Origin of the sequence: Methanofollis sp. W23, from assembly GCF_017875325.1 — an archaeon.
Taxonomy (GTDB): domain Archaea; phylum Halobacteriota; class Methanomicrobia; order Methanomicrobiales; family Methanofollaceae; genus Methanofollis.
In genome coordinates this window covers 1,589,736-1,613,406 of sequence record NZ_JAGGMN010000001.1, presented here as the reverse complement: position 1 = coordinate 1,613,406, position 23,671 = coordinate 1,589,736, and the positions used below count along the sequence as shown (strand labels likewise).

At 58.6% G+C, this 23,671-nt stretch carries 18 protein-coding genes and 2 tRNA genes; 8 read left to right on the top strand and 12 right to left on the bottom strand.

What is annotated here, in order from left to right; translation table 11 throughout:
- Window positions 1-495: 495 nt before the first annotated feature.
- The 3 genes from J2129_RS06860 to J2129_RS06850 all read right to left on the bottom strand — a co-directional run bounded on the left by J2129_RS06860 (window position 496) and on the right by J2129_RS06850 (window position 1,812).
- Window positions 496-696, bottom strand: coding sequence for a helix-turn-helix transcriptional regulator (locus tag J2129_RS06860; RefSeq protein WP_209630156.1), 201 nt, complete (start codon window positions 694-696; stop codon window positions 496-498).
- Window positions 689-1,093 carry a DUF2178 domain-containing protein gene (locus J2129_RS06855; RefSeq protein WP_209630155.1) on the bottom strand — a complete coding sequence of 135 codons (405 nt, stop codon included), beginning with the start codon at window positions 1,091-1,093 and terminating at the stop codon, window positions 689-691. Before J2129_RS06855 ends, J2129_RS06860 begins: the two co-directional genes overlap by 8 nt.
- Window positions 1,094-1,161: 68 nt before the next feature.
- Window positions 1,162-1,812 carry a DUF4013 domain-containing protein gene (locus J2129_RS06850; RefSeq protein WP_209630154.1) on the bottom strand — a complete coding sequence of 217 codons (651 nt, stop codon included), beginning with the start codon at window positions 1,810-1,812 and terminating at the stop codon, window positions 1,162-1,164.
- Window positions 1,813-1,984: 172 nt separating this feature from the next.
- Here J2129_RS06850 and J2129_RS06845 point away from each other — a divergent pair, with 172 nt between their 5' ends.
- Window positions 1,985-2,980, top strand: a complete 996-nt coding sequence (locus J2129_RS06845) for a site-specific DNA-methyltransferase (protein ID WP_209630153.1) — start codon at window positions 1,985-1,987, stop codon at window positions 2,978-2,980.
- Between the two features lie 1,177 nt (window positions 2,981-4,157).
- On the opposite strand, the gene J2129_RS06840 is transcribed toward J2129_RS06845, so the two are convergent.
- On the bottom strand, window positions 4,158-5,438 hold the full coding sequence (locus J2129_RS06840) for a HAMP domain-containing sensor histidine kinase (protein WP_209630152.1): 1,281 nt from the start codon (window positions 5,436-5,438) through the stop codon (window positions 4,158-4,160).
- A 235-nt stretch (window positions 5,439-5,673) separates the two neighbouring features.
- On the opposite strand from J2129_RS06840, the gene J2129_RS06835 reads away from it, so the two are divergent.
- Window positions 5,674-6,366 carry a 2,5-diamino-6-(ribosylamino)-4(3H)-pyrimidinone 5'-phosphate reductase gene (locus tag J2129_RS06835; RefSeq protein ID WP_209630151.1) on the top strand — a complete coding sequence of 231 codons (693 nt, stop codon included), beginning with the start codon at window positions 5,674-5,676 and terminating at the stop codon, window positions 6,364-6,366.
- 444 nt (window positions 6,367-6,810) lie between these two features.
- Here J2129_RS06835 and J2129_RS06830 read toward each other — a convergent pair whose 3' ends face one another.
- The gene (locus tag J2129_RS06830; RefSeq protein WP_209630150.1) at window positions 6,811-7,305 is read right to left on the bottom strand and encodes a hypothetical protein; all 495 of its coding nucleotides are present in this window, start codon (window positions 7,303-7,305) and stop codon (window positions 6,811-6,813) included.
- Between the two features lie 943 nt (window positions 7,306-8,248).
- The gene (locus J2129_RS06825; protein WP_209630149.1) at window positions 8,249-8,836 is read right to left on the bottom strand and encodes a Yip1 family protein; all 588 of its coding nucleotides are present in this window, start codon (window positions 8,834-8,836) and stop codon (window positions 8,249-8,251) included.
- Window positions 8,837-9,009: 173 nt separating this feature from the next.
- Between J2129_RS06825 and J2129_RS06820 the strand changes: the two genes are divergently transcribed.
- From J2129_RS06820 to J2129_RS06810, 3 genes are read left to right on the top strand one after another with little or no spacing between them, the layout of a single operon-like run.
- Complete coding sequence (locus J2129_RS06820; RefSeq protein WP_209630148.1) at window positions 9,010-10,212, top strand: hypothetical protein; 1,203 nt, start codon at window positions 9,010-9,012, stop codon at window positions 10,210-10,212.
- Window positions 10,212-10,889 (top strand): ABC transporter ATP-binding protein, encoded by a 678-nt coding sequence (locus tag J2129_RS06815; protein WP_209630147.1) that lies wholly within the window; start codon window positions 10,212-10,214, stop codon window positions 10,887-10,889. Before J2129_RS06820 ends, J2129_RS06815 begins: the two co-directional genes overlap by 1 nt.
- Window positions 10,886-12,064 (top strand): ABC transporter permease, encoded by a 1,179-nt coding sequence (locus J2129_RS06810; RefSeq protein WP_209630146.1) that lies wholly within the window; start codon window positions 10,886-10,888, stop codon window positions 12,062-12,064. The genes J2129_RS06815 and J2129_RS06810 overlap by 4 nt, the downstream gene beginning before the upstream one ends.
- Before the next feature lie 1,533 nt (window positions 12,065-13,597).
- Here J2129_RS06810 and J2129_RS06805 read toward each other — a convergent pair.
- Together J2129_RS06805 and J2129_RS06800 are read right to left on the bottom strand one after the other, a co-directional pair.
- Entirely contained in the window at window positions 13,598-14,263 is a 666-nt protein-coding gene (locus tag J2129_RS06805; protein WP_209630145.1) for a dihydrofolate reductase family protein, read from the bottom strand.
- Window positions 14,264-14,551: 288 nt separating this feature from the next.
- A tRNA-Phe gene (locus J2129_RS06800) sits at window positions 14,552-14,625 on the bottom strand.
- Window positions 14,626-14,713: 88 nt separating this feature from the next.
- Between J2129_RS06800 and J2129_RS06795 the strand changes: the two genes are divergently transcribed.
- Window positions 14,714-15,679 carry a phosphoesterase gene (locus J2129_RS06795; protein ID WP_209630144.1) on the top strand — a complete coding sequence of 322 codons (966 nt, stop codon included), beginning with the start codon at window positions 14,714-14,716 and terminating at the stop codon, window positions 15,677-15,679.
- A gap of 661 nt (window positions 15,680-16,340) precedes the next feature.
- Here the strand turns inward: J2129_RS06795 and J2129_RS06790 are convergent.
- Entirely contained in the window at window positions 16,341-17,111 is a 771-nt protein-coding gene (locus J2129_RS06790; RefSeq protein ID WP_209630143.1) for a hypothetical protein, read from the bottom strand.
- Window positions 17,112-17,736: 625 nt separating this feature from the next.
- On the opposite strand from J2129_RS06790, the gene metG reads away from it, so the two are divergent.
- Complete coding sequence (gene metG, locus J2129_RS06785) at window positions 17,737-19,737, top strand: methionine--tRNA ligase (RefSeq protein WP_209630142.1); 2,001 nt, start codon at window positions 17,737-17,739, stop codon at window positions 19,735-19,737.
- A gap of 1,697 nt (window positions 19,738-21,434) precedes the next feature.
- Here metG and J2129_RS06780 read toward each other — a convergent pair.
- The 3 genes from J2129_RS06780 to J2129_RS06770 all read right to left on the bottom strand — a co-directional run bounded on the left by J2129_RS06780 (window position 21,435) and on the right by J2129_RS06770 (window position 22,695).
- Window positions 21,435-21,509: transfer RNA gene (locus J2129_RS06780), tRNA-Arg, on the bottom strand.
- 56 nt (window positions 21,510-21,565) lie between these two features.
- Complete coding sequence (locus tag J2129_RS06775) at window positions 21,566-21,958, bottom strand: DUF473 domain-containing protein (protein WP_245320671.1); 393 nt, start codon at window positions 21,956-21,958, stop codon at window positions 21,566-21,568.
- A gap of 11 nt (window positions 21,959-21,969) precedes the next feature.
- Window positions 21,970-22,695, bottom strand: a complete 726-nt coding sequence (locus tag J2129_RS06770) for a proteasome assembly chaperone family protein (RefSeq protein ID WP_209630140.1) — start codon at window positions 22,693-22,695, stop codon at window positions 21,970-21,972.
- A 514-nt stretch (window positions 22,696-23,209) separates the two neighbouring features.
- Between J2129_RS06770 and J2129_RS06765 the strand changes: the two genes are divergently transcribed.
- Entirely contained in the window at window positions 23,210-23,518 is a 309-nt protein-coding gene (locus J2129_RS06765; RefSeq protein WP_209630139.1) for a DUF5611 family protein, read from the top strand.
- Window positions 23,519-23,671: the final 153 nt, after the last annotated feature.

The window sequence follows — 23,671 nt, the reverse complement described above, 5'->3', positions numbered from 1 at the left end:
CTCTCCAGGTTTGTATGAGAATTTGAACCATCCTGATCTCGTTGAAGATGAGAGAGGCGCCTTCAGCATGATCGGCGATCTGCCTTCCCCCTCCTCTCGCCGTCTCGGGGGTCCGGGGCGCCGCGCCCCAGGCGAGAGCGTGGGGGAAGGCGTGATGATCATTCGTGCCGCCCCAGATCGTAGAGTCATCCCTGTCATCTCGCGCTGGGGGTTGCACCCCCCCGGACCCCCCACAACGAGGAGAGGCGGGGGCGGCAGGCGGGTGGTGATCCCCTCATGGAGTCCCGCGCTCAAGGGGAAAAACTGGCCCACACCCTCTGGAGACCCACGATCATGTTCATCATGTATGCGTGAATGAGAAGGAGGAGTCATGTTCACACCATGAATAGGGGAGGAGATCTACAGAGACGTTCTTCGTGTCGTCGAGAAAAACTCTGATCTTCGAGCACAGAGTCCACGGCGCGAGCAGCAGACGATTCCCGGCCGCGGGTGAGGTCACTGATCTTTGTCAGGCGAGAAGATCTCCTCGATTGTCACATTAAAATAGCGGGCGATCTTAAAAGCAAGATCAAGGGAAGGATCATATTTTTTCTTCTCGATGGCGATGATCGTCTGCCTGGTCACTCCCAGCGCCACTGCCAGCTGCTCCTGAGTGAGGTCGTGCAGTGCTCGGTAGACCTTGAGTTTATTATTCATCGTCCCCTTCATCCCAGAACGGCTTAATCGCGATGATCCAGAGGACCAGGTACAGGAGGATGATCCCACCTGAGAGTTCAAGGAGGAACATCCCGTCATTCATCGCCCTCTCAAGATCGAGGAGCGCCCCTGAGACGAAAAATCCCAGTCCGAAGAAGATCATCAGGAAGAGCGCGATCTTCAAGGTCTTCTCGGCCACCTGCTCCTCGACCCGGCTCAACCGTTCGTCCCAGATCACTCCCTTCACCCGCTGCCTGCAGACAAAGACCAGGAGCAGGGCGATATAGAACGAGAGTTCCGCAACAGCGTCATAGCCCGCGCTCAGGGCGAGCGTGAAGACGATGACCTCCACGGCGGCAATGAGAGCGATACAGAGGAAAAACCGGCTTCGATTCATGTACAGCGTTACAAATCGTGTTCGCGGCCACTGTTAATATACCTTGACATCTGGCAATTGGAGTGTGTTCACCCCATCGCCAGGTCATAGATCCTGGCAAAATACCTGGCCTGGAAGATCGACAGCGGAACCATGGCCAGCGCAAAGAGGGCAAACGCCACCACGTCGTTTGGGACGAGCAGGACAAGGCCGATGACTGTGTTCACAAAGGCGGCGAGAAGGATCACGGCGGCGACATACTGCCAGAGCCCGATGCGGCCGATGCACCTCCAGATCTCTCCAAATGAGAATGCCGCAAACAATCTCTGCTCGCGGGCAAACTTGATCGTTGCAAGGTTCACAAACAGGCCTGTCAGGATGTAGAGCACACAGACGATCAGCACCCCCCCGATGATCTCGGTCAGGTGCGGCTCGATCGCGCTGACGCCGTCTGTCACATAAAGAACCACTACAGAACCGACGAGGGCCACAAATGCCACGAGCACAGGGACAGTATAGAGGAACCAGATCAGGCACACCTTGATCCCGTCAAGAAACATCTTGAAAGACCACCGCACCGGCGGTGCCGGGTCCTCTCCGCGCAGCACCTGAACAAGATACCCAAAAAAAAGAGGGAAGATGACCACACTGACAAGCAACTTGAGGGTGTTCTTCCCCCGCCCCCAGAAGGTGCCCTTCGTATAGCGGGCTGCGTCCATAAAGAGTGCACCAAGATCCATTCAATAGTCACGTCTCCCTCAGAGATGTGCAGAGATCATAGACAAGATTTGTGGTGTATGCCATGTGCGGCAGAACCATGAATCACAAGAAGAGAGATACAGTATGTCAGCACTCCCGCCCATGCCCCCTGGTGGGGTGTGATCACGACGGGAGTCCTTGAAAGGAATAGCGATGAAGTCTATTACACGTGACGGGAACACGTTCTACAACGGAGACTGCATCACCGGTGCCAGGGAGGTGATCGAAGACGGGTCCGTCGACCTGATCATCACCGACCCACCGTACGGGATCGGCGGCGACACCCTCCACCGTCACTACAATCGTGACGAAGGTTATGTGGTCGATGGATATGTCGAGATTCCTGAATCTGAATACGGAGAGTTCAGTCTCAACTGGATCCAGGAGGCCGAACGGGTGCTCAGGCCCGGCGGTTCGATCTATATCGTCTCAGGCTACACCAACCTCTACCATATCCTCCATGCCCTGCGGCAGACTTCGCTGCGCGAGGTGAATCATATCATCTGGAAGTACAACTTCGGAGTGTATACCAGCAGGAAATATGTCTCGTCCCACTACCACATTCTTTTCTACGAAAAACCGGGTGGCGAACGGACCTTCAACCTTGAATCAAGGTATGGGACAGGCGAACACGCCCCCGACGGCGGCTCTCTCAATTACCGGGATAGGGAGGACGTCTGGGTCATCAATCGCGAGTATAAACCAGGGCAGGTGAAGAACAAGAACGAACTGCCGACCGCGCTCCTCACCAGGATGATCCAGTACAGCAGCAATGCAGACGACGTGATCTGTGACTTCTTTATGGGCGGGTTCTCGACGGCGAGGGTGGCGACCGGGCTTGGCCGAAAGTTCGTCGGGTTCGAGGTCTCGGAGACGATCTTCGAGAACGGAGTCCATGACCTCCAGGCGGTCACTCCGGGTTTTCTCCTCAGTTCGCTCCGCACCCCGGTCCTCGGCACCCCAAAGAACCAGCGGAAGCGCTGGACCGCCGACGAACGCCGTCGCCTTGACCGGCAATACGAGGAACTGCGAAATAAGGGAACGACACGGAAGCGGTCCATCGAAATTTTGCAGGAAGAGTTCGGGAGAGGGCGGTGGGCGATCGAGCGGGCGCTGAAAGAGAGAAAAAACCGGTCATCTCACTTATAGTCTCTTCTGGGTTCTGTAGAATCGAGCATGGCCCTGAGGTTCACGCATACGCGATGAAAATAACATCTCAGAACTGGATCGATTCTTGCCCCTCATCCATTTTGTTCGAGAAGCGGATCGAAGTCGAGCACCATGTCGCCCCCAGGACCCCCCTGGCATGAAGATGGAGACTGGAAGGCAGAATATGACTATGATGAGAAGGTCATCCCAACACTCTCCCGCCCTCCTCCACCCAGAAGAGAGCAGTAGAGAGGATGAGAAATTCCTCCCCTTTTCGTTGCGGATCCATGCATGCCTTCTGCCTTCCCACACCCCCGCCCCGGGGGGCGGCTCGCCCCCGGACTCCCAGGATGGCGATTGGGGCGGGAAGGCAGAGCGATGATCGTGACGATGGGATGTGAACCTCCGTCACTCTTCATCAGTGGGGGTTGGGGGGTGGGACGCCCAAGGTGTAGGATGGGTCAGAATTTCTGGAAGAAAAGATTTTGGTTCGAAGAGATATTCGTCCCAGGAAAGTTTTGAGATTTGATCATCTTTAAAACTTCGGTGTTGCTTTTCGGCGAAAAGGAGAGGGAAGCGGTTCTGTAGAATTGGACATGAACCCCTGGCTCATGCATACGCGATGAAAACTCTGGTTGGGCTCTGGAAGGTGGATCCTTGCTCCCTCTTAGGAGTAGGACACCGGGAGGACCCCCACCCAATTGCCGCCCCGACCCTATCTTCGCCGTGGGGGGTCCGGGGGGTGCAACCCCCCGGTGCGAGATGACAGGAAAGAATCTGCGATGGGGGGGTACGTTCTGATCATCATGCCTTCCCTCACCATACGCCCCGGGGGCGCTGCCCCCGGACCCCTGGGATGGTGATTGGGCCGTGAAGGCAGAGGCCCGATCACAATGATGGATGTTGTATCCTATTTTTTTTGGATTAAAAGGGATCTGGTGAGCTCAAATACTTGTGAAAACCGAAAGCGATGATCTTCTGGATCATTTTCATGGTAAATCCTCGTGATGAATCTCTCTGGTTGGGGCTTGGCCGCCCCCCACAAACCCCCGCCACACGATAGGTCAAGGACAGCAGCGCCCCCGGCCAAAGAGGGTAGGAAGGCGGGTGACACACATCCCTTCCGCATAATAGGTGAGGGTTTCTACAGAGTCAGGGAAGCATCGATTCAGGCCCATCAGGCTACGTCGCTCTCTTCTCGTTCCAGCATAAGAGTGAAGGTGCTCCCTTCGCCCGGCACACTCTCCACCTCGATCCACCCGCCGTTCTGGCGGGCATACCGCTCGGCGATCGGCAGGCCAAGCCCCATCCTCCCATACCTGCGGCTCAAGGTCTCACTGTCGCCAAGGGAGAAGGGCTCGAAGATCCGCTTCAGTTTGTCGGGTGTGATCCCTGGACCATTGTCCCTCACCCTCACCCACTGCCGCCCCCCCTCCTGACCGCAGGTGATCGCAACGACCCTCGGGTCGTCGCTGTACTCGACCGCATTGGAGACGAGCCCTTCCAGGACCAGGTAGAGGTGCTCCTTATCGACCCGGACCGTCATACCCTCCGGGACCGAGACCTCGCACCTGGCCCTGGTGGTGAAGCCATGGCTCTTGAGCACTTCTTCGATCAGCGCGGCAAGGTCCACCTCGGTGGGCCTGCTCTTCACTTTTCCACTGTCCAGAAGGCTGAGTTCAAGCATCCGGTTTACGATACGCCGTTCCCGGTTGACATTCTCAAGGCAGACGCCGAGCATCCGCGCCGCCTCATCATTGATCCCATAATGGGTATGGTCGTCATGGAGGAGACCGAGATAGCCGAGCACCGGTTGGAGCGGGGTCCTGAGTTCATGGGCCGCCGTAGTCGCAAAGTCCTGCCACCTGGCCGCTTCGACCCCGGCCTTCTGCTCCATCTCCTGGTATGAACGAAGAGAGGTAAGGTCGAGGACAGAGCACCGGCATGTCGCGCCTTCACTGACGCAGGTGAGGAGGACCGGTACCTGCTCCCCTGCACGCCCCCTGAGGACGAGTTCACAGGGGGACCCTTCCATCATCCCGCTACGGGCCCGCCCGACGAGGACCCTGGCATCTCCGGGATCGACGCAGAGTGATGCCAGCGGGACTGTTTTTCCAGGGGAAAAACCTGGAAATCCCAGACGGTCAGCAAGGTCATGGCTGATCCCCCTGACCTCAAGGGATACCGGGTCCAGTGAGAAGAAGAGAGACGAGTCGTAGAGCGCGCCCGCACGATATGGCGGTTCAGAGGAGAAGAGGATGACCGCTGTCATCCCCCAGAGGTAGAGGAGAGTGAAGAGGAAGAGGAGGACCGGGTCAACAGAATACCCCCCGATGGCCAGGAAGAGGGTGACGACGACGTACCCCAGGGAGAGGGCCGCCGCCGTCCAGATCGAGCGGTTGGAGTACCAGACCGCCACTATGACAAGGGGTATGTAATAGAGGGATGACTGTCTCAATTCTACATCGTAGAAGATCGAATAAAAGACGGTAAGGATCAACAGGGCCAGTAAAAATCCTATTACACCTATTATGCGGATATCTGATGCCCAGTGATTAAAAGAGACATCTGATATGTTTGAACCCCTTGAAAACATTGTACAATTGAGAGGTAAACAGGATCGTTATTTATGCCCTTTCATTTCTTTCCGGGCAAAGCACACGAATAAGTAATTCTCCGTCAAACCTCAGGGCATGCGTCCATATATCTTTGTCAACCTCGCGATGAGCGCGGACGGCAAGATCTCGACACGGGAACGGCGGCAGGTAAAGATCTCTGGCGCAGACGATTTTAAACGGGTGGATGAGATTAAAGCCGGTGCTGACGGGATCATGGTCGGGATTGGCACGGTCCTTGCCGACGATCCGTCGCTCACTGTCAAATCGTCCGAACTGAAGGCCGCGCGCAGGGCGCGAGGGGAGGACGAGCATCCCCTCAGGGTCGTCGTCGATTCGATGGCCAGGACCCCCTTAGATGCCGACATCCTCTGCAAGGGGGAGGGGCGGCGGGTCGTTGCGGTCTCGGCGGCGGCACCGGCAGGACTGGTCGAAGCCCTGCAGGAGAAGGCCGAGGTCGTCGTCGCCGGCGAGGAGGGGATTGACCTCGCCCGCCTGATGCACGAACTGGCCAGCCGCGGCGTGAAGCGGTTGATGGTCGAAGGCGGGGGAACGCTGATCTGGGGGCTCTTCCAGGCAGGGCTGGTGGACGAACTGATCACCTATGTGGGTTCGGTCATCATCGGGGGAGAGGGCGCCCCCACCCCGGTCGACGGCGAGGGGTTTGTGAAAGAGTCCGAATTCCCGCGCCTCGAACTTGCCGGGGTCGAGCAGGTCGACGACGGCGTGCTGCTGCACTGGCGTGTCGAAAAAGAGACTCAAGCCCTGTAGAAACTCTTGCTCTTTCTGGGTGCGAGCGCGATTCAACCGTCTTCCCCCCTCTTCTCGTCCCGGCAAGAGACTATGGGGCGGCGGTCCAATCGCGCTCACACTAAGAATAAGTGAGGGTTTATTTTGGTTTGCATGAGAATCTGAACACATCAGATCCCATTAAAGCCAGGACGTAGAGGATAGAACATTCTTCAGTGTGATCGACCTGTCCGAATCGTCAAATCTTTATTGCCATCTCGCACCGGGATTGCGCCCCCCGGTCCCCCGGGATGAGGACTGGCATGGGTGGGGCAGTCGAGTGGTGGTCCCCCCGTGGTGTCCCTGCGTCTCAAGGGGAGCAAGGATCCCTCTCCTCCTGAGAAATTCAATCATTTTCATTGTGTTTACTTGAGCCCAGGATTCATGCCGAACTTTACCGAGCACAAAAAAAAGAGGTGAACAGGGTCAGTCGATGGGCAGGACCGAGTCGTAGATCTTGAACTCAGTCTCCCCGTCGGTACCGAGTGGGCGGTCCATGGTGACCCAGACCTGGATCCTGTCCTGCTGTGCAGTCCCGTTGAACTCAAGGGTCGACCCGGTCGCGACCGATTTCCCTGACGGCTTGGTCATGCTCTTTGTCTCGATCTCGTTGTCCGAGCGGGTGACCGTCGCTGTGAGTTCCTTCAGATTCATCTGGCCCTTGCCGCCGTCAAAGGTGACCGTGATCGTGTGATAGATCGGGTCTTTCTGGGCGGATGCCCGGACCAGATAATTGTCAGGCATCTCGTCGGTCGGTTCTGGCTGGATGGACGGGGCGGGCGTGGTCTCGGTCGGGGCCGCCGTCGTGGCCTCGGTCGGGGTTGGGGTCGGGGTCGCCTCGGGCGATGTGCCCGTGCATCCCGCAAAGACCGCCGCGACGGCTACGAATCCAAGAGCAAGGATGAACAATACATTTTTCATACCTTCGTCTGTGTAGAGTTACTCTATTTCTGTGTTGCGGTTCTCCCTTTGCCTGCATGTGACGCGGGATGAGGCTTCATGAGGAGCAGCACCCGCATTAGCGCAATTTTGACTCTGTAGAATATCTCGTCTTCTAAAGGGCCCGCAGATCAAAGATAGTCTTGAATGCTCGAAATTTGAGATTTCGGCCCTGTAGAAATCCATCTCGAGGGCTCTCTTCGACGGGGGGCTTGGCCGCCCCCCGAACCCCCCCGCGCCGAAGATAGGCGGCGAACGGCAATACTCTCTTCATGATCATTGATAGTGCCTTCCCGGTCCAATCTTTGTTCCAGGGGTCCGGGGGCAGCGCCCCCGGCACAAACATGGGGGAAGGCACGTCGATCAGGCGTGCCGCCCTCAATCGCAGCAACTTCCCTGGAATCTCGCACCAGGGGGCGAGTGCCCCCCGGACCCTCCACGACGAAGAGAGGTGGGGGCGGCGATGGAACATGATCCTCACCAATTCTCCGGTCTTAAAATAGAATGATCCAGCAACGAAAAATGTTCATCTCGTATGCTTGAGGCATGTTCTCGCCTCATGCTCATTCTACAGAGCCGAAATTCTGAACCCTCCTACACTGGGGGGCGTGCCGCCCCCGGTCCCCTCGCGGATGAAGGTCTGCAGGGGGCCGCCTCTCGTCTTCACACTCATCGCCCTTGTTTTCCCATTTCAATCGTCGTCCTGGGGGCCAATCAGGGGACGAGCGAGAGCGGACATGAGAAGACAAAACATTCGATGAACCCCTGGCAAGAAACTGAGGGGAAGTTGGAGCATTTTACTCGCGTCGGGAAAAGGAAGCCACTCTACAGGCCCCAAAAAAGAAGAGGTGGGATGAGGGAGAGTTCGTGTCCCACCGATGATGATGTGTGCGGGTTGGAAGGTCCAGGGGTGTGTTGCGCCCTCTCAGAGCAGGATAGAGAGGGCCATCGAGACGATGAAGACGATCGCGACGATCATGCCCGCCTTTGCAGTGGTGAGTTCATGGGCATGCTTGAACCCGAAGAACCAGATCACCACCGACCAGAGGGTGAAGATGAGTCCCAGGACGGTGATGCCGAGGGCGGCGCCCAGGTTCTCGATGTCCATATGGTAGACGAGGAGAAGGGCAAGGGCCAGGATGCTCACCAGGATCTGGGGGAGGTTCCCGTAGCCGATGACGGCGAGGGTCGACTTGAATGACCCGGTGCCGCCGAGAACCTTCGCGATCACGTGGAGGACCAGTGACTGGAGGCCCCAGCCGATGAAGACAGCGATGAAGGCGAAGACAGCGGCGAAGGGGGCGATCAATGTCTTGAACGCTTCTGCGTCGGCACCGCTTATCCCGGTCATGGGCACGGCCCCGGCAGCGAGGTAGCCGGTCATCGCCGCAAGCAGTGCGGTGATGAAGATGATGAGGCCCGGTACCTTGATATTCTCGATTCTCTCGCCCAGCGACCGAAAGAACCGGTCGGGGGCGGTAAGGATGTCGATAAGAGATGCGTCTGAATCCATAATGTGCTCCATATAGCAGTGGCCGCGGCCGCGGCCTGGTGCAGAGAAATGTAAGGTGGGTTTGTCTATATGAATGCTCCCCTTGACATATGGTAATGTATTAAATACAAAATGTACAACCTACTTTACACAAGGGTGGGCGCCGACGTCCACCCACGGAGATCAGTATATCCATGACATCTCGCACACCCCTCGCCCTTATCATAGGGCTGATGGTCCTTGTCTGCTCTGCTGCCGCCGCCGTCCCTGCGGCGATGACGGCCGGAGCGGCATCACCAGTATCGGTCACGAACACCAGCGTCTCCCCCGCGACCCTCATGCCCGGTGACACCGGCACTGTCACTGTCGAAGTCAAGAACGGCGGCCTCGAACCGGTCAAGATCAGCAGGGCCGTGCTGAAAGGGAATGATATCAGAACCCTCAGCGACACGAACTATGGAGCGGCAGGGGCCATCGGGCCAGGGAACACCGCCTCGTACACCTTCACGGTCAAGGCCGACCAGAACACTCGTGACGGCGTCTACTACCCCTGGTTCTCTCTGGACTATGGGGGAGACGGCACTCTCAACACCAATGTCCCGGTGAGAGTCGAGGAGACACCGCTCACCACGGTCGTCACCGGGCAGCCCGACGCCTTCACCGAAGGGAAGAAGGAACATATCACCCTCGTCGTCGGTAACCCCCGCGCCTCGTCGGTGACCGGGATCACCGTCACCCCGACCGGCGAAGGGATCGAGGCCGCCCAGACCGGATGGTTTGTCGGCACCCTCGCCTCCTCGGCCCAGGCCAATGTGAGCCTTGACGTCACCGCCCACCAGGAGACCGACCTTCACTTTGACGTCGCCTACCATACCGGGCCCAACACCCACACCGCCACTGTCACCATCCCGGTCGTCTTTGGCCAGTCCAACACCAGGGCCGAACTGGTGGTGAACAATATCGAGGTCCATGGCGGGTTTGGCTCGTACTCGGTCAGCGGCGACATCACCAATGCCGGTCTCGAGGCCGCGAAGTCGGTCGTCGTCACCTCAGACGACCCTGCCGTGCCTGAGAACCCCTACCCTGAGTACGCCATCGGCAGCCTCGACCCTGACGACCTTGCAAGCTTTGAACTCGACTTCAGTGCCGAGGACGCCACCTCGGTCCCCATCGTGATCACCTACCGCGACGCCGAGGGCACCCCATACACCAAGACGATGCAGGTCAACATCGACCAGCACCAGACCTTCTCAGGTGGTGCGCACGGCGCCGACGCCACCCAGCCCAAGGACGAGTCCATCCCCCTGCCGGTGATGATCCTCTTTGGCCTGGTCGGGCTTGGCGTCATCGGAGCGATCCTGAAGAGCACCGGGCTCCTGAACAGGTGGAGGAAATAATGGGAGACGAGCCGGTCATCCGCCTCGTTGACGTCGTCAAGGTCTATCCCAGGGTCGCCGGAGACGTCAGGTCGCTTGACGGCGTCTCGCTCTCCATCGACCCCGGGGAGTTTGTGGCGATCATGGGCCCGTCCGGCTCAGGCAAGTCGACCCTCCTCAACCAGGTCGGCTGCCTGGACACGCCGACCGAAGGAGACGTCATCATCAACGGGGTGAACACCAGGACGCTCTCTGACGACGCCCTCACCGAACTGCGCCGGGACGCCATCGGGTTCATCTTCCAGAAGTTCAACCTCATCCCGGTCCTGACGGCCAGGGAGAACGTGGAGTATCCCTATATCATCAAGCACAAACACCAGGAACAGAACGGCCGGGGTCTCGCCCTCCTGGAGAAGGTCGGACTTGACGCCGAACTGGCCACCCATACCCCCAACGAACTTTCGGGCGGGCAGCAGCAGCGGGTGGCCATCGCACGGGCCCTGGTCAATGACCCGGCGATCCTCCTCTGCGACGAACCGACCGGGAACCTGGACTCGAAGATGAGTGTCCAGATCATGGACCTCCTGAAGAGACTGAACGAGGCCGGCAAGACCGTGGTGATGGTGACCCATGACCCGAGCACGGCGGAGTACGCCGGCCGGGTGGTCAGGCTCAAGGACGGGAGGCTGGTGGCATGATCGGCACCGACATCTACTTCGACCTGGCCAAGCGCAATGTCCGTCTCCATCTCCTGAGGTCGGTCCTTGCGGCGATCGGGATCGTCATCGGGGTCTTTGCCATCACGACGATGGGGATCCTGGGCTCGGCCCTCCAGGTCTCGGTGACGAGCGGTTTCGGCGACGAAGGTGGGCAGATCACCGTCACTCCGGCAATGGAGGGGGGCGGGTTCTTCGGCGGGAGCGAGGAGAAACTCAGCATCCCTGAGATAAGAAAGATCGAGCGGGCAAGCATGGGCAACCCGGTCGTCCCGTTCTCTTCGACATTTTCGAGTATACGGGCTGCCGGCGAGGACACCTATGCCTCGGTCTATGGGCTCGACCCCGGCGATATTCCTCTCGTCCTTGAGGTCGAGAAGGGCGTGATGATCCATGGCGGCGACCGCGCCCTCATCTCCTCGGACATCGCCGAGGCGCATGACCTCAAGATCGGGAGCAGGATCACCATCGGCGATGAGGAGGAGGGCAAGAAGGTGAGGGTTGCCGGCATCCTGAAGAACACCGGGTTTGGTGGCGGGATCTCGACCTACAGTTCGATCATCATCACCGACCGGTTGTACCAGGACATCAACGGGAAAGACCGCGGCTACGACAAGGCCCTGGTCATCGTCGAGGACCTCGACGAGGTCGAGGCGGTGCGGGAGAACCTGGACAAGAGTCTCAACGGGAGAAAGGAGACGGTCGATATCTCGGACCCCAAGGCCCTGATTGAGATGATTTCGGGGGTCCTGGGTGCGGTCTCGCTGGCGGTCACCGGGATCGCCGGGATCTCGCTCCTGGTCGCGGCGGTGAGCATCTTCAATGTGATGATGATGTCGGTGACCGAGCGGACCCGCGAGATCGGGATCCTCAGGAGTATCGGGGTCAAGAGCAGGGAGATCATCAAGATGTTCCTGTACGAGGCCGCGATCCTGGGAGCGCTCGGGGCAGTGATCGGCGGGGTTCTCAGCCTGATCGCGGGGGGGATCCTCGTCACGGTGATGCTCGAAGATATCTCGTATCTCTTCGCCCCGTCGGTGCTGATGAATGTGGTCATCGGGATCGGGGTGGGCATCGGGATCTGCGTGCTCTCGGGTGTGTACCCTGCCTGGAAGGCCTCGCGGCTCTCCCCGATCACGGCACTGGCGGCCGAGTGAAGGGTTCGTCTCTCTTTTTTTTCTGGTTCTGAAGAATTTCTCAAGAACTCCTGGTTCAGGCATATGGAATAAAAGTTCTGAGCGGCGTACCGTCCCACCTCTCCGTGCTTGGAGACTCTGCCCTCGAACGCAGGGGATGAAGACCGGGGCGGGAAGGCACACTCAATGATCATGGAGAAGGAAATGCCGTCCGCCACCGATCTTCACGCGGGGTGCGAGCGGAGCGAGCATGAGAAAATCTTCAATTTTCGGGTTTTTTAGAAACTCTCACTTCTTCTCGGTGCAAGGGTGACTCAATCGCCTTCCCACACAGTCATGCTGGGGGCGGCCAGCCCCTCGTCGAAGAGAACCATCAAGAGGGGTTCTACAGAGCCGTTTTTCGAGCTGTCGAGATGATTGGAAATCTTCGAGTGGTCATTCACTCGGCGAAGAGAACTGTCACGATGATTTCTACAGAGCGGTTCTGTAGAATCTGGCATGAGCCCCCGGCTCACGCATACGTGATGAACATGATCATTGGTCTCCAGAGTGTGTGGATCCGTGCTCCCCTGTTAGAGCAGGACCCCCCATGGGACCACCACTTTGTTGCCGTCCCCGGCGCGAGATGACAGGAAAAATCTACGATCTGAGGTGGCACACCTGATCATCACGCCTTCCCTCACGTTCTCGCCGGGGGCGAGTGCCGCCCGGACCCCCAGGATGGCGATAGGGTCGGGAAGGCAGAACACCGATCATGATGAAGGCGTCTCTGTAATCTGCATATAATCTTCAAAGAGATCTGGATGGTTGAAATTCTTATAAAAACCCGAAAAGATTATCGTCAGGATCATTTTCATGGTAAACCCTCACGAATTCCTGGAGTGAGCGTGACTCGCCCCTCTTCCCCATCATCTCACCAGGGGCGGCCAAGCCCCCCACCAGAGAGATTCATCACGAGGATCTCTACAGGGCTGGATTTCTTGAAAGATGGGATGCCGTCCTCTGCCCATCTCCACACGGGGTCGGGCGCCTGGGGAGTTGGCACATGTGCACCCGCTCTGCACCGGGATTGCACTGAAAAAGTACCATGGACGCGGACAGAGGAACGGGCGTGGAGTACCTATTCTAAAGAGAGGAGAGAGATCTCTCTCTCTCATAGTACTATATTGCACCAAAAAGAGAGCACACGCCCCACCCTTGATCTCTCCTGGTCTCTGTGGGTGTGTGTGTGCGGTCTGGATCCGGGTGCACACGAAGACGAGAACTGAACGAATGGAGCCATAGTGATGAACGGCGTTCTAAAAATCATTTGTTCGGTGGCAGGTATGGGGTGCGAAGAGGTGTATGCCGGTGCACAGGTGCGAACAGGGCGACAAAAATTCTCTGGCCACCCCCCGAACCCCCCGCCACATGATAGGTCGAGGAGGGCAGCACTCTCTTTAGGGTCATCTATTCTGCCTTCCCGCCCCGTGGGATGCCCCCCGGCCAGAGGAGTAACACATGTCTCCCCCACACAAGAGGAGAGGGGTTCTACAGAGCCAGTTATGCGCCTCTTCACCCGACCTGGTAGACAAGGTGGACGCACCTGTCTCCCACTTTGCCGGCACGCTCCAGGACAAAGTCCTCTCTCTTTGACTCCAGACCTTCGAAGAGGTGTGTCGCCCCCCTACCGGCGACGAAAGGAGTGATGACGAGGCTGAGGGTCTTTGCAAGGCCCGCTTCCAGGAGTGCGGAGTTCAACCGCTCGCCGCTATCCGAGACGACGACCTGCACGCTGAACCGGCGGCGGAGTACCTCCAGCGCGGTCTGCAGGTCGACGTGGTCGCCCCCGGTCCTGATGATGGGATAGTCGCGTGCGCGGAGATATTCGAGGTACGACGCCGGGGTCTCTTCGGCGACGAGGACGACGATGTCCCGGCAGTAGTCTGAGCGCCGGTATACATGGAGGAGACCCTGCAACCTCCCTCCGCTGTCGACGAAGGCCCAGAGCGGACGGGTGTCCCCGGCATGCGCCGCCGGCCGTGCCAGGTCTCCGTCCTCTTCTGGCGGGACCTCCTCCAGGTAGTGCTCGATGCCGCTCTTCGCGGTCCTCGACCCGACCAGCATGGCGTCGGGCGTGAACTCAGCGGCGACCTCGTAATGGAGGGCGATGTCGGGTTCGAACCCGGTGACCGCGCCGTCGATGCTCACGCTCGTATGGATGATCACGTCTGGCAGCATGGTGCTCATCTCCCCTCTCGGGCAGGGCAGGGATAAGGGTGTCGTCCTGTGTGGGGAGCGTGTGCGTCATCTTTCTTCTCGGCGGGGGCGGCCGCCCCTGGTACCGCGGGGCATCATGAGGAGTTCGCCAGGCCCGATCCATGCGCGAGGTGCGTGCCCGGTTTATGGCTGATCGATCTTGTTACCGGACGTTCTTTACGGCCGCGGGTATCTGGGGTATCTGCTACCGGGCAGAAAAAAAGCATTTATGCTAACGTGTTTGGTTTTCGAATCGAAAATGAGAAGAAGTGCCCCAGCCCGGATTTGAACCGGGGACAACCAGATCTTCAGTCTGGCGCTCTCCCAGTCTGAGCTACTAGGGCAGCCATATCATATTGGTGGTCCTGATTAATAAACGGTGCGGTCTCGCACGCCGCCCTTTTTATCCCTCTCCGGTTCCAAGAATAGATAATGGTAAGCGTCATCGTAGGCAGGAAGACCACCGACGAGGATCTTGTCGCCGCGGTGGAGGGGCGGAAGAACGGGATCCTCCACCTCACGCACAACGACCTCGACGCCGCTGGGGCCGACGCCATCCACCGGATGGTGTATGGGAAGATCACCACGATCTTTGCATCGGTCGGCGGGTATACCTCGATCCTTGCACTCATCGCCGGACTCCCTGGCCGGGGTGACGTCCTCTCGATCAGCGACCTTGGATATAAGAAAGGAGTCGAGGCGTCGGTGAAGGCCGCCGCCGAGAACGGATGGAAGGTTGAATGGCGGGACCACCACCGCTGGACCGATGCCGAGGCCGACCTGGTCAGGCCGCACTGCGCCCACCTCACCATCGACACCTCGGTCTGCGCCACCGGGATCGTCGCAAAGGAACTCAGGCCCGGCGACCATACCGCCGCAGAGGTGGCCAGGGTCGTCTGCGACTATGACCTCTGGAAGAAAGAGGACCCCCGCGCCGACGTCCTCGGCCTGGTAACCCAGCGCCGTCACCTCCTCCCGCATGTCAGAAACCTCCTCTCGCAGGGGAAGTTCTCCGATCGCAAGGTCGAGGGGATCTATGCCGAGATCAGGGCAGAGATGGACGCGGCGATCGGGGCCAGCATCAAGGAGGCGAAGGTCTACCGGGAAAAATATACTGTCGTCTTTGCCCCCCTCCACGGCTACCCCTCAGAGACCGCCCACGCGATCAGGGACGCTCTGGGCACCGACATCGAGGTGATCGTCTCTAAAAACGGACGGTTCTCCATCCGCTCGGTCCCGCCGGTCAGCCACCTCATCGCCAGGAAGTTTGGCGGCGGCGGCCATCCCAATGCCGCAGGCGGGAACTTTTCCTTCTCCCTCATGGACCGTTTCTTCTTCTGGCTCCTGAAGCGCAACCGCCACTATAAGGAACTCCTCAAAGTCGCGGACACGCTCTAAAGGGGTTGATCAGAATGCCGCGGCCTCCGGGCCGGGGCGAACCCTGTACCCCCTTCTGTGATGGCTCTGTAGAATCCCTCACCAGTTCTTGGTATGTCGCCCGCCTTCTTTCATCTTCACACCAGGAGTTCCTCGAAATCCTCCGGTTTTCTTGTGTTCGCTCCGCTCACATATTGAAACTTGAAAATTTTCGGCTTTGTAAAATAACTCTGGATGACTGCCTCTGCGAGGAGGCGTGCCGTCCCCCCGATCCCTCGAAGCCCCTACAGGTCTCTCATGTTTGGTCCGTTTATACCCGCCACATGATTGGTCGTAGATGGCGAATCCCTCTTCAAGTCTATTGGTTCTGCCTTCCCGACTCTATCTTCCTCCCGGGGGTCCGGGGGCAGCGCCCCCGGCGTGATGATGGGGGAAGGCATGATGATCCGTCGGTGTGCAGCTCCTATTACAGCATCTTCACCGCTGTCTCGCGCTGGGGGATCTTGCCCCAAGAAACTCGAAACTCTAAGATTTTATCGAACTTCTTCGGTCGTTCCGCCACGCAGAGGGGATCGGAGAAGCGGCAGGCCAAGAGATTTCTGGCTGTGTCACAGGGAGAAGGATCAAAGATCGATCCTTCCCACGCGCAAGAACCCTTTCCTGGTCCCAGGTGCGGAGAAGTTCACTTGAGGACGTACGCCTCTTCGAGGAGCGCGGCCCAGGCCTCCTCCTCGCCCGCCGCGGTGTAGCCCCCTGCCGAGATCTCGTCAGGGTCGAAGAACCCAAGCGCCTCGCCGAGCGCCTGGTGGTCGGGGTGGAGGAGCGAGAGTTCGCGGACATCATAGCAGTCGATGAGGTCCTCGGCCCACCCGAGTTCTGACGGGGCGAGTGGGAGGAGGGACTGGTGTTCGAGCACTGCTTCGAGGGTGGTGGGACTGCGCCTGAGCGGGAAAACGATACACCTGGTCCCGGCAAGGAGGTCGAGTTCGACCTCGTCGACCTCGTCGATGAGGAGCACGTGCCCGCCCACGCCGACGTCCCGCATCTCGCGCAGCAGGTGGCGGAAGGCACGGCAGACTTCCTCCTTCGCCTCCTCAGGATCGCCATAATAGCGGTCCTCGAACCCGAGCACCGAGGGGGCGGGAAGAGAGAGCCAGGCGCCCTTCCACCCCTGGAGGTCGTCGAACACGGCGTCTGGGGCGGCCCCCACTTCCCCGGTCACCGCCCCTTCGACGACCCCGGCAAGACACTGGCGCACCCGCGCCCCATAGAAGACCCCGCCGGCGGCCGGGAGGTCCACGCCCTCCTGGAGTGTGGCCGAGCGTTCGATCTGGTATGCAAGCAGGTCGCCGCCCCGTCCTTTTCGACTTTCCACCCACCGGGCCAGGTCTGCCACCGCCGGCGTCCCGACCTCGGCCCCAAACCCCCGTGTCCTGACCGGTATCCGCTTCATCACCAGAAATGTTCCTTCCCTCCATATAGGGATGGCGCGAGGGCCGGGAAGGCAGAATAAAATCCATGAAGACGGGACGCAATCCTCCACTATTCATCAGGAGGAGAGCGTTTCGAATTTCTGGAAGGACGCACTTTTGTTCGAGGGGATGTTCACCCAAGAGTTTTTTGGGATATGCTCTTTGTAAAAATGGCTCTGTAGAAATCCTCGTGATGAATCTCCCTGTCGGGGGGCCTGGCCGCCCCCCGAACCCCCCGCGCCACGATAGGTCGAGGACGGCACCACTCTCTTGATGGTCATCGATTCAGCCTTCCCGACCCTATCTTCCTCCCGGGGGTCCGGGGGCAGAGCCCCCGGCCAAAGGGGTAGGAAGGCGGCTGAATCATATGTGACCCACGAAAAGGCGAAGTTTTCTCCAGGGTCAAAAAATGCTCAGGTTCGAGGAGGGCGCGACCACACTGACAGATCACCGATGCCTGCCTGCAGGGGAGGGTGCCGTAAGGCTGTGCTTCGAGGGGTACACGCCCGTCCCCCTGCACCAGGTTTGGCGTCACCACCCTCTCACCAGGACCACTGAATCTGGTTTAAATAATCTATCTATATCTTCACCACCAAGAGGTATGAGATGAGTGGCAAACCGTTGCTGGTGACATGTGGGCTCCCTTATACAAACGGCCCCTGTCACCTCGGACATCTCCGGACCTATGTCCCTGCTGACTTTTATGTCAGATATCTCCGCCGCTGCGGGGAGGACGTGGTCTTTATCTGTGGGTCTGACAACCATGGCACACCGATCGTGATCAGCGCCGAGCAGGAGGGCACGACCCCCCGCGAACTCGCCATGCGCTACCACGCGCACTTCGACGAGACCTTCAAGCGCATGGAGATCACCTTCGACCACTTCGGGATGACCGACGACGAGATGAACCACCAACAGACCCAGGCGATGGTCCAGGGCCTTGTGGACAAAGGCTACATCTATTCTGAGATAATCCAGCAGAGTTACTGTACCACCTGCAAGCGTTTCCTCCCTGACCGGTATGTCGAGGGCATCTGCCCGTACTGCGGCGCCGAGGCACGGGGCGACGAGTGCGACCGCGGCTGCGGGCGCCACCTGGAGCCTGGCGAGATCAAAAACCCGGTCTGCAAGGTCTGTGGGTCGCCGGCCGAGATGCGCGAGCAGGAGCACTACTTCTTCAAACTCGGGCAGTTCAAGGAGTTCCTCCTCGACCACCTCAGCCACCTTGGGGGCACGGCCAACGCCCGCAACTACGCCACCGGATGGGTGCGCGAGGAACTGCGCGACTGGTGCATCACCCGCACCCTCGACTGGGGCGTGAAGTTCCCTGGCCGCGACGACCTGGTCGTCTATGTCTGGGTCGACGCTCCCATCGGCTACATCTCCTTTACCAGGGAGTGGGCCGAGGAGACCGGGAACGACTGGAAGCGCTACTGGTGCGGCGACGGCGATATTGTCCACTTCATCGGCAGCGACATCATCTACCACCACTGCATCTTCTGGCCGGCCCTTCTCAAGGGTGCGGGGTATGGCATCCCCTCGGCGGTCGTGGCCTCAGGGATGGTCAAGATCGACGACCAGAAATTCTCGAAGTCGCGGGGCTACGTGGTCTGGACGAACGAGGACTACCTTGACCAGGGCCTCCCTGCCGACTACCTCCGTTACTATCTCCTCTCGTACACCAACCACACCAAGGAACTGAACTTCTCGTGGAAGGTTTTCCAGGAGCGGGTGAACTCCGAGATCGTCAACACCCTGGGCAACTTCCTGTACCGCACCCTCCACTTTGCCCACAAGTTCTTCGGCGGGGTGCCGGCGGGGACGGCAGCGCCTGAGGTGACGGCCGAGATCGAGCGTTCGCTTGCGGCCGTCGAGGCCGAGGTGCGGGAATACGAGTTCAAGGGTGCGGTCGACGCCATGATGGCCCTGGCCGCCTACGGGAACTCCCATATCCAGAAGCACGCCCCCTGGAAACTGGTCAAGGAAGACCGCGAGGCCGCCGCCCAGGTCATCGTCGACTGTCTCCAGGTGGCCAAGGCCCTCACCCTCCTGGTCGAACCGGTGCTGCCCGAGGCCGCCCAGCGGGCCTGGGAGATGTTCGGCCACGAGGATGCCGTCTCTGACCACCCGATCGACGAAGGGCGTGTGCCGGTGCAGGAGGGTCCGCTCCCTGCGCCCTCGCCGCTCTTTGCCAAACTTGAGGACGACAAGGTCGCCGCCCTCGAAAAGATCCTTGAGGGCCGGGTGGAAGAAGCGAAAAAGAAGGAACTGAATGTTATGACAGACGCAGACCAGATTTCTATTGACGACTTTGCAACGATGGACCTGCGGGTTGCCCGCGTCCTCACCGTCGAACCGGTGAAGGGGTCCAAGAAACTTCTCAAGTTCCAGCTTGACCTCGGCGATGAACAGCGCCAGGTGGTCTCGGGGATTGCGCCGTTCTATAGTCCTGAAGACCTCGTCGGGAAGAACGTGGTGATGATCGCCAACCTCAAGCCCGCGAAGATCTTCGGGATCGAGAGCAATGGCATGATCCTTGCCGCCGGCGAGGAGGCCTCCCTCCTGACGACCGTCAGGGACGTCAAGCCGGGGACAAAGATCTGCTAAATTTTTAAATTTCTTTTTTTGGCTCTGTAGAATCGGGCATGAACGTGGGGTTCAAGCATACATGATGAAAATTTCTCGTCACGTGCTCTCTTTCTCTCTCTTTTCAAGAGAGGAGAACCGGTGGGGATCGTGTTTCATCGCCGCCCCTCGGCTATCTTCGTCGTGGGGGGACCGGGGGGTTTCCCCCCGGCGCGAGATGGCAGGGAAGATTCTATGATCAGGGCGGCACGTCGGATCATCACGCCTTCCCACAACACCATGTCGGGGGCGTTGCCCCCGGACCCCCCACGACGAAGATAGGACAGGGAAGGCAGAGGCCTGATCATTCGGAAGATGTATCCGAAATCTTCGTGTCAGTTCAGACGGTGTTTGGTGGACTCAAATCATTATGGAAACCCTGAGAGGCGATCTTCTGGATCATTTTCATGGTATTCCTTTAGATGGAACTATGTCGCGGGGATGGCACCTCTCTCTTCATGATCGTTGGTTGTGCCTTCCCGCCCCAATCTTCATCCTGGGGGTCCGGGCGGCACTCGCCCCCGGGACGAGCATTGAAGAAGGCGGTCGAGGCACGCGTGCACCTCGAAGAGTACAGAGAGAGACGCGTCTCTCTCTCTATACTATAGTAGTGTGAGATCCCATGCCTTTCCCTGGAGATTGATCTTTCCCTCAGATGCTGAAATTTTGCTGGAAAGGTGCGAAGATCGATTCTGTAGAGACCCTCGCCAATTTTCGATGCAGGTGCAACTCACCCCCCTTCCCAGATCATCTCGCCGGGGGCCGAGCTCCCGGACCCCCGGGAGCAAGATAGAGTCAGGAAGGCAGAATAAATGATCGTGAAGGGGGTACTGCCGCCCTCACCCTATCGTGTGGTGGGGTGTGAGCGGAGCGAACTCGATGGCTAGCCCTCAGTCAGAGGGATTCATCGAGAGGATTTCTACAGAGCCCAAAGATCATCGTCAGTGAGGTCGCAGTGAAGACGAATAGAAGATGAAGGTTGTCCTCCCTCTTCATCGTATCGCGGACTGTTCACATGTTCGAGAGTTCCTGCTCTGGAAAAATTCTCTGGAGTGATCACTCAACGGGAGTGCGAAGATGAGAAGAAGAATGTCTTCGATGAATCTGTGGTGTGAGATGGCTGATGAAGATCCTTGAAAATATTTCCAAGTTCTTTGTGCTCGACAGTGAAAGTTTATGGCTTTCCCCACTATCGATAAAGGGATATCTCTCTCTGGCGTGGGACTGACCATTTGAAGATCAGAGATCTTCTCGACTCCTTCCAGTCGTCCTCCTGAACCCCCCGCGCACGATTGGTCGTGGATGGCACTCCCTCTTCATTGATTTTGAATATGACTTCCTGATCCAATCTTCATCCCGGGGGCGTTGCCCCCGGACCCCCGAACAGAGGAGCGGTGGGGGCGGCAGGTGGGTTGATCATCGCTGACGGCCAGAGGGAGTTGGGAAGACAAATTCTTCGCAGGCCGATGGAAACGAACGAATGGGTTCAAGAAAATCTCTGCTTTTCGATCTGTGAGCGGAGTGAACACTTCAAAGTTAGGGGCTTTTGAAGAGCCCAGGCAAGAGACAATTGGGCGGGCGGGGGAGTCACACTTGTGCGGGAAGGGCAGGAGAGATCAGGTACGACTGCATGAACAGAGTCGTGCAGAAAAAAATTATTGAAACGTCGCAGAATAAGACGGGCCTGGAGGGATTCGAACCCCCGGCGTCCGGGTTAGAAGCCCGGCGCTCTATCCTGGCTAAGCCACAGGCCCCGGCTGAGCCAATAACTATTGTTCTTCAAGATAATTAAATTTTTGAAGGGGGGAGGTCAGATCGCCCGGTAGTGGGAGGCCTTGACCACCTCGACTTCGATCGGCTGACAGATCGGTCCGGTCCGCACCGTCTTCACCATCGAGTTTGCGCAGGAGCGCAGCTGGACCCGCGCCGTGAGCCGTTCCCGCTCCTCATAATAGACCGGGTGGATATAGTCGACCACCCGTTTCATGCTGACGCTCACCGAGAGCACCCTCGCGATGATCCCGACGTCGCCTGGAGAGAGGTCCTCGAGGTCGACGTTGGTGAGGAAGAGATAGGTGTCGGGCCCGGGTTCAAGCGAAGCGATCGAGATCACGTTATGGGCGCTCTGGAGTTCGAGGGTTCTGGGCTTGCCCATCTTGAGTTCATTGAGTACGGGGCCTGAGATCCCTGTCAATGCAGTCATCTTCATCTCGATCACCCGTACATCGGAAGATACTCTTTCTTCTGCTGTACAGGCTCGGTCCGCTGCACCTCTTCGGCGAGTTTGTGCATCGTCGCCTCGATATCGGCCGCCTGTTCAAGGAGCGGGTCGATATCGACCTCAAAACCGTAGAGGGTGTTGAGGACCGCGAGGGTGGCCGCCGACGACCTGGGGTCAGGGGTGTTGACGGTCTCGCCCAGGAACCCGAACCCCGGGATTTCCCTGATCTTGCACTCGGTCAGGATGCTTCCGGCGATCCCCGAGATGCTCCCCATAGGGAGAACGACCGTGTGGTCCTGGATGCGATCGAGCATCGCCTTCTGGGTGGCAACCCCAAAGACCCGTTTTTCCGGTTCGTTCGTGACGATCCCGGCGATCGCGATGACCTCCCTTGGCTGGTAGGGGGTGATCCAGTCCATGATCCCGTTGGCCACCTCATAGCAGATCATCGGGTGGATGGGGATATCTGCGACGATGGCCACGACATTGTCTTTCTCATAGATCCTGACCGGTACGTTGATGACCCCGTTTGCCATCATGGCGACCGGCGGGAAGTATTTGCTGGTGATATTCCCGATCAGGTCGAAGTCCAGTTGTTCGACGAGGTACTGGAGGGCGATGCTCCCGACAAGCCCGTTGCCAGGAAAGCCCATGAGCACGACCGGGTGTTCCCCGCGGAGGGGTTCAGATGTGACTTTGACATCTGGTTCGGACGACATCAACCTACCATGGGCAGGGGAGCATAAAAAGATTCTCAGGCTATGGCGAAGACGTCTGGATCGGTGCGGGCGATGGGTGGTGGAGGTCACATCTCTCTTCAGATTCATCGGTCCTGCCTTCCTGCTCTGATCGTTCTCATGGGGGTCAGGGGGCGCCGCGCCCACGGCATGATCGATGAAAGGTGAGGGGTTTTCCAGGGCCTCAGGAACAGGAGCCGTCATCTCGTTTAGAATGGAGGGACGGCATCGAGATCCTCACCCCCTGCCCAATTTCATCCTGAGGGGTGGCGCCGGAATACGTCCACCCAGGGGCGAGGGGTCAGCCAGACTCAGAGATCCTGATCTATGGTGAGGGGGAGGAGAGGAGGGTCTGGCCTTCTGCCTCTCCCAGGCATCTCTGGTCGCGCGCTCGACCGCCCCTGGAGATGGGGTTTTTATGCGGTCCCTGGAATGTTTTTAGCCGGATGCCTGCCTGGTCTAAGGGTTTATCCGGTCGGCCTGCACACCTGATGGTATGCAGGAGTACAAGATCAAGCGGGGGTTCACGAAAGGGATGGAGGAGCGGATGATCGCCTCTTTCTCTGAGTGTTTTGGTGTGGAGCCCGAGGAGAAGGACGGGCACTATGTCATCTCGTACGGGGCGCTCAAGCGGCTTGACGTCTCTCTTGGCGAGAAGGGAAAGACCGTGGTGGTCGACACCGAGTCTGACATGGAGGCCGAGGACGAGGCGATCCTGGACACGAACCGCCGCTTCAGGAAGTACCTTGATGCCGTCACCGGGTACAACTCCAAGGAACGGGCAAAGAAGTTGCAGAAGAGCTGAACTCGTTTATTCTTTTTTTCCCTCATCTCAGGGGGCGATCGCCGCAGAGTGTGAGCGGTTCTGTTTTTTTGACCCTGGAGAGATCCATATTCCCTTCAGGAGAGCGTGTGCATCAATTTCCCTCTCTATCGATCGTGCCAGGGTTTCGGACTC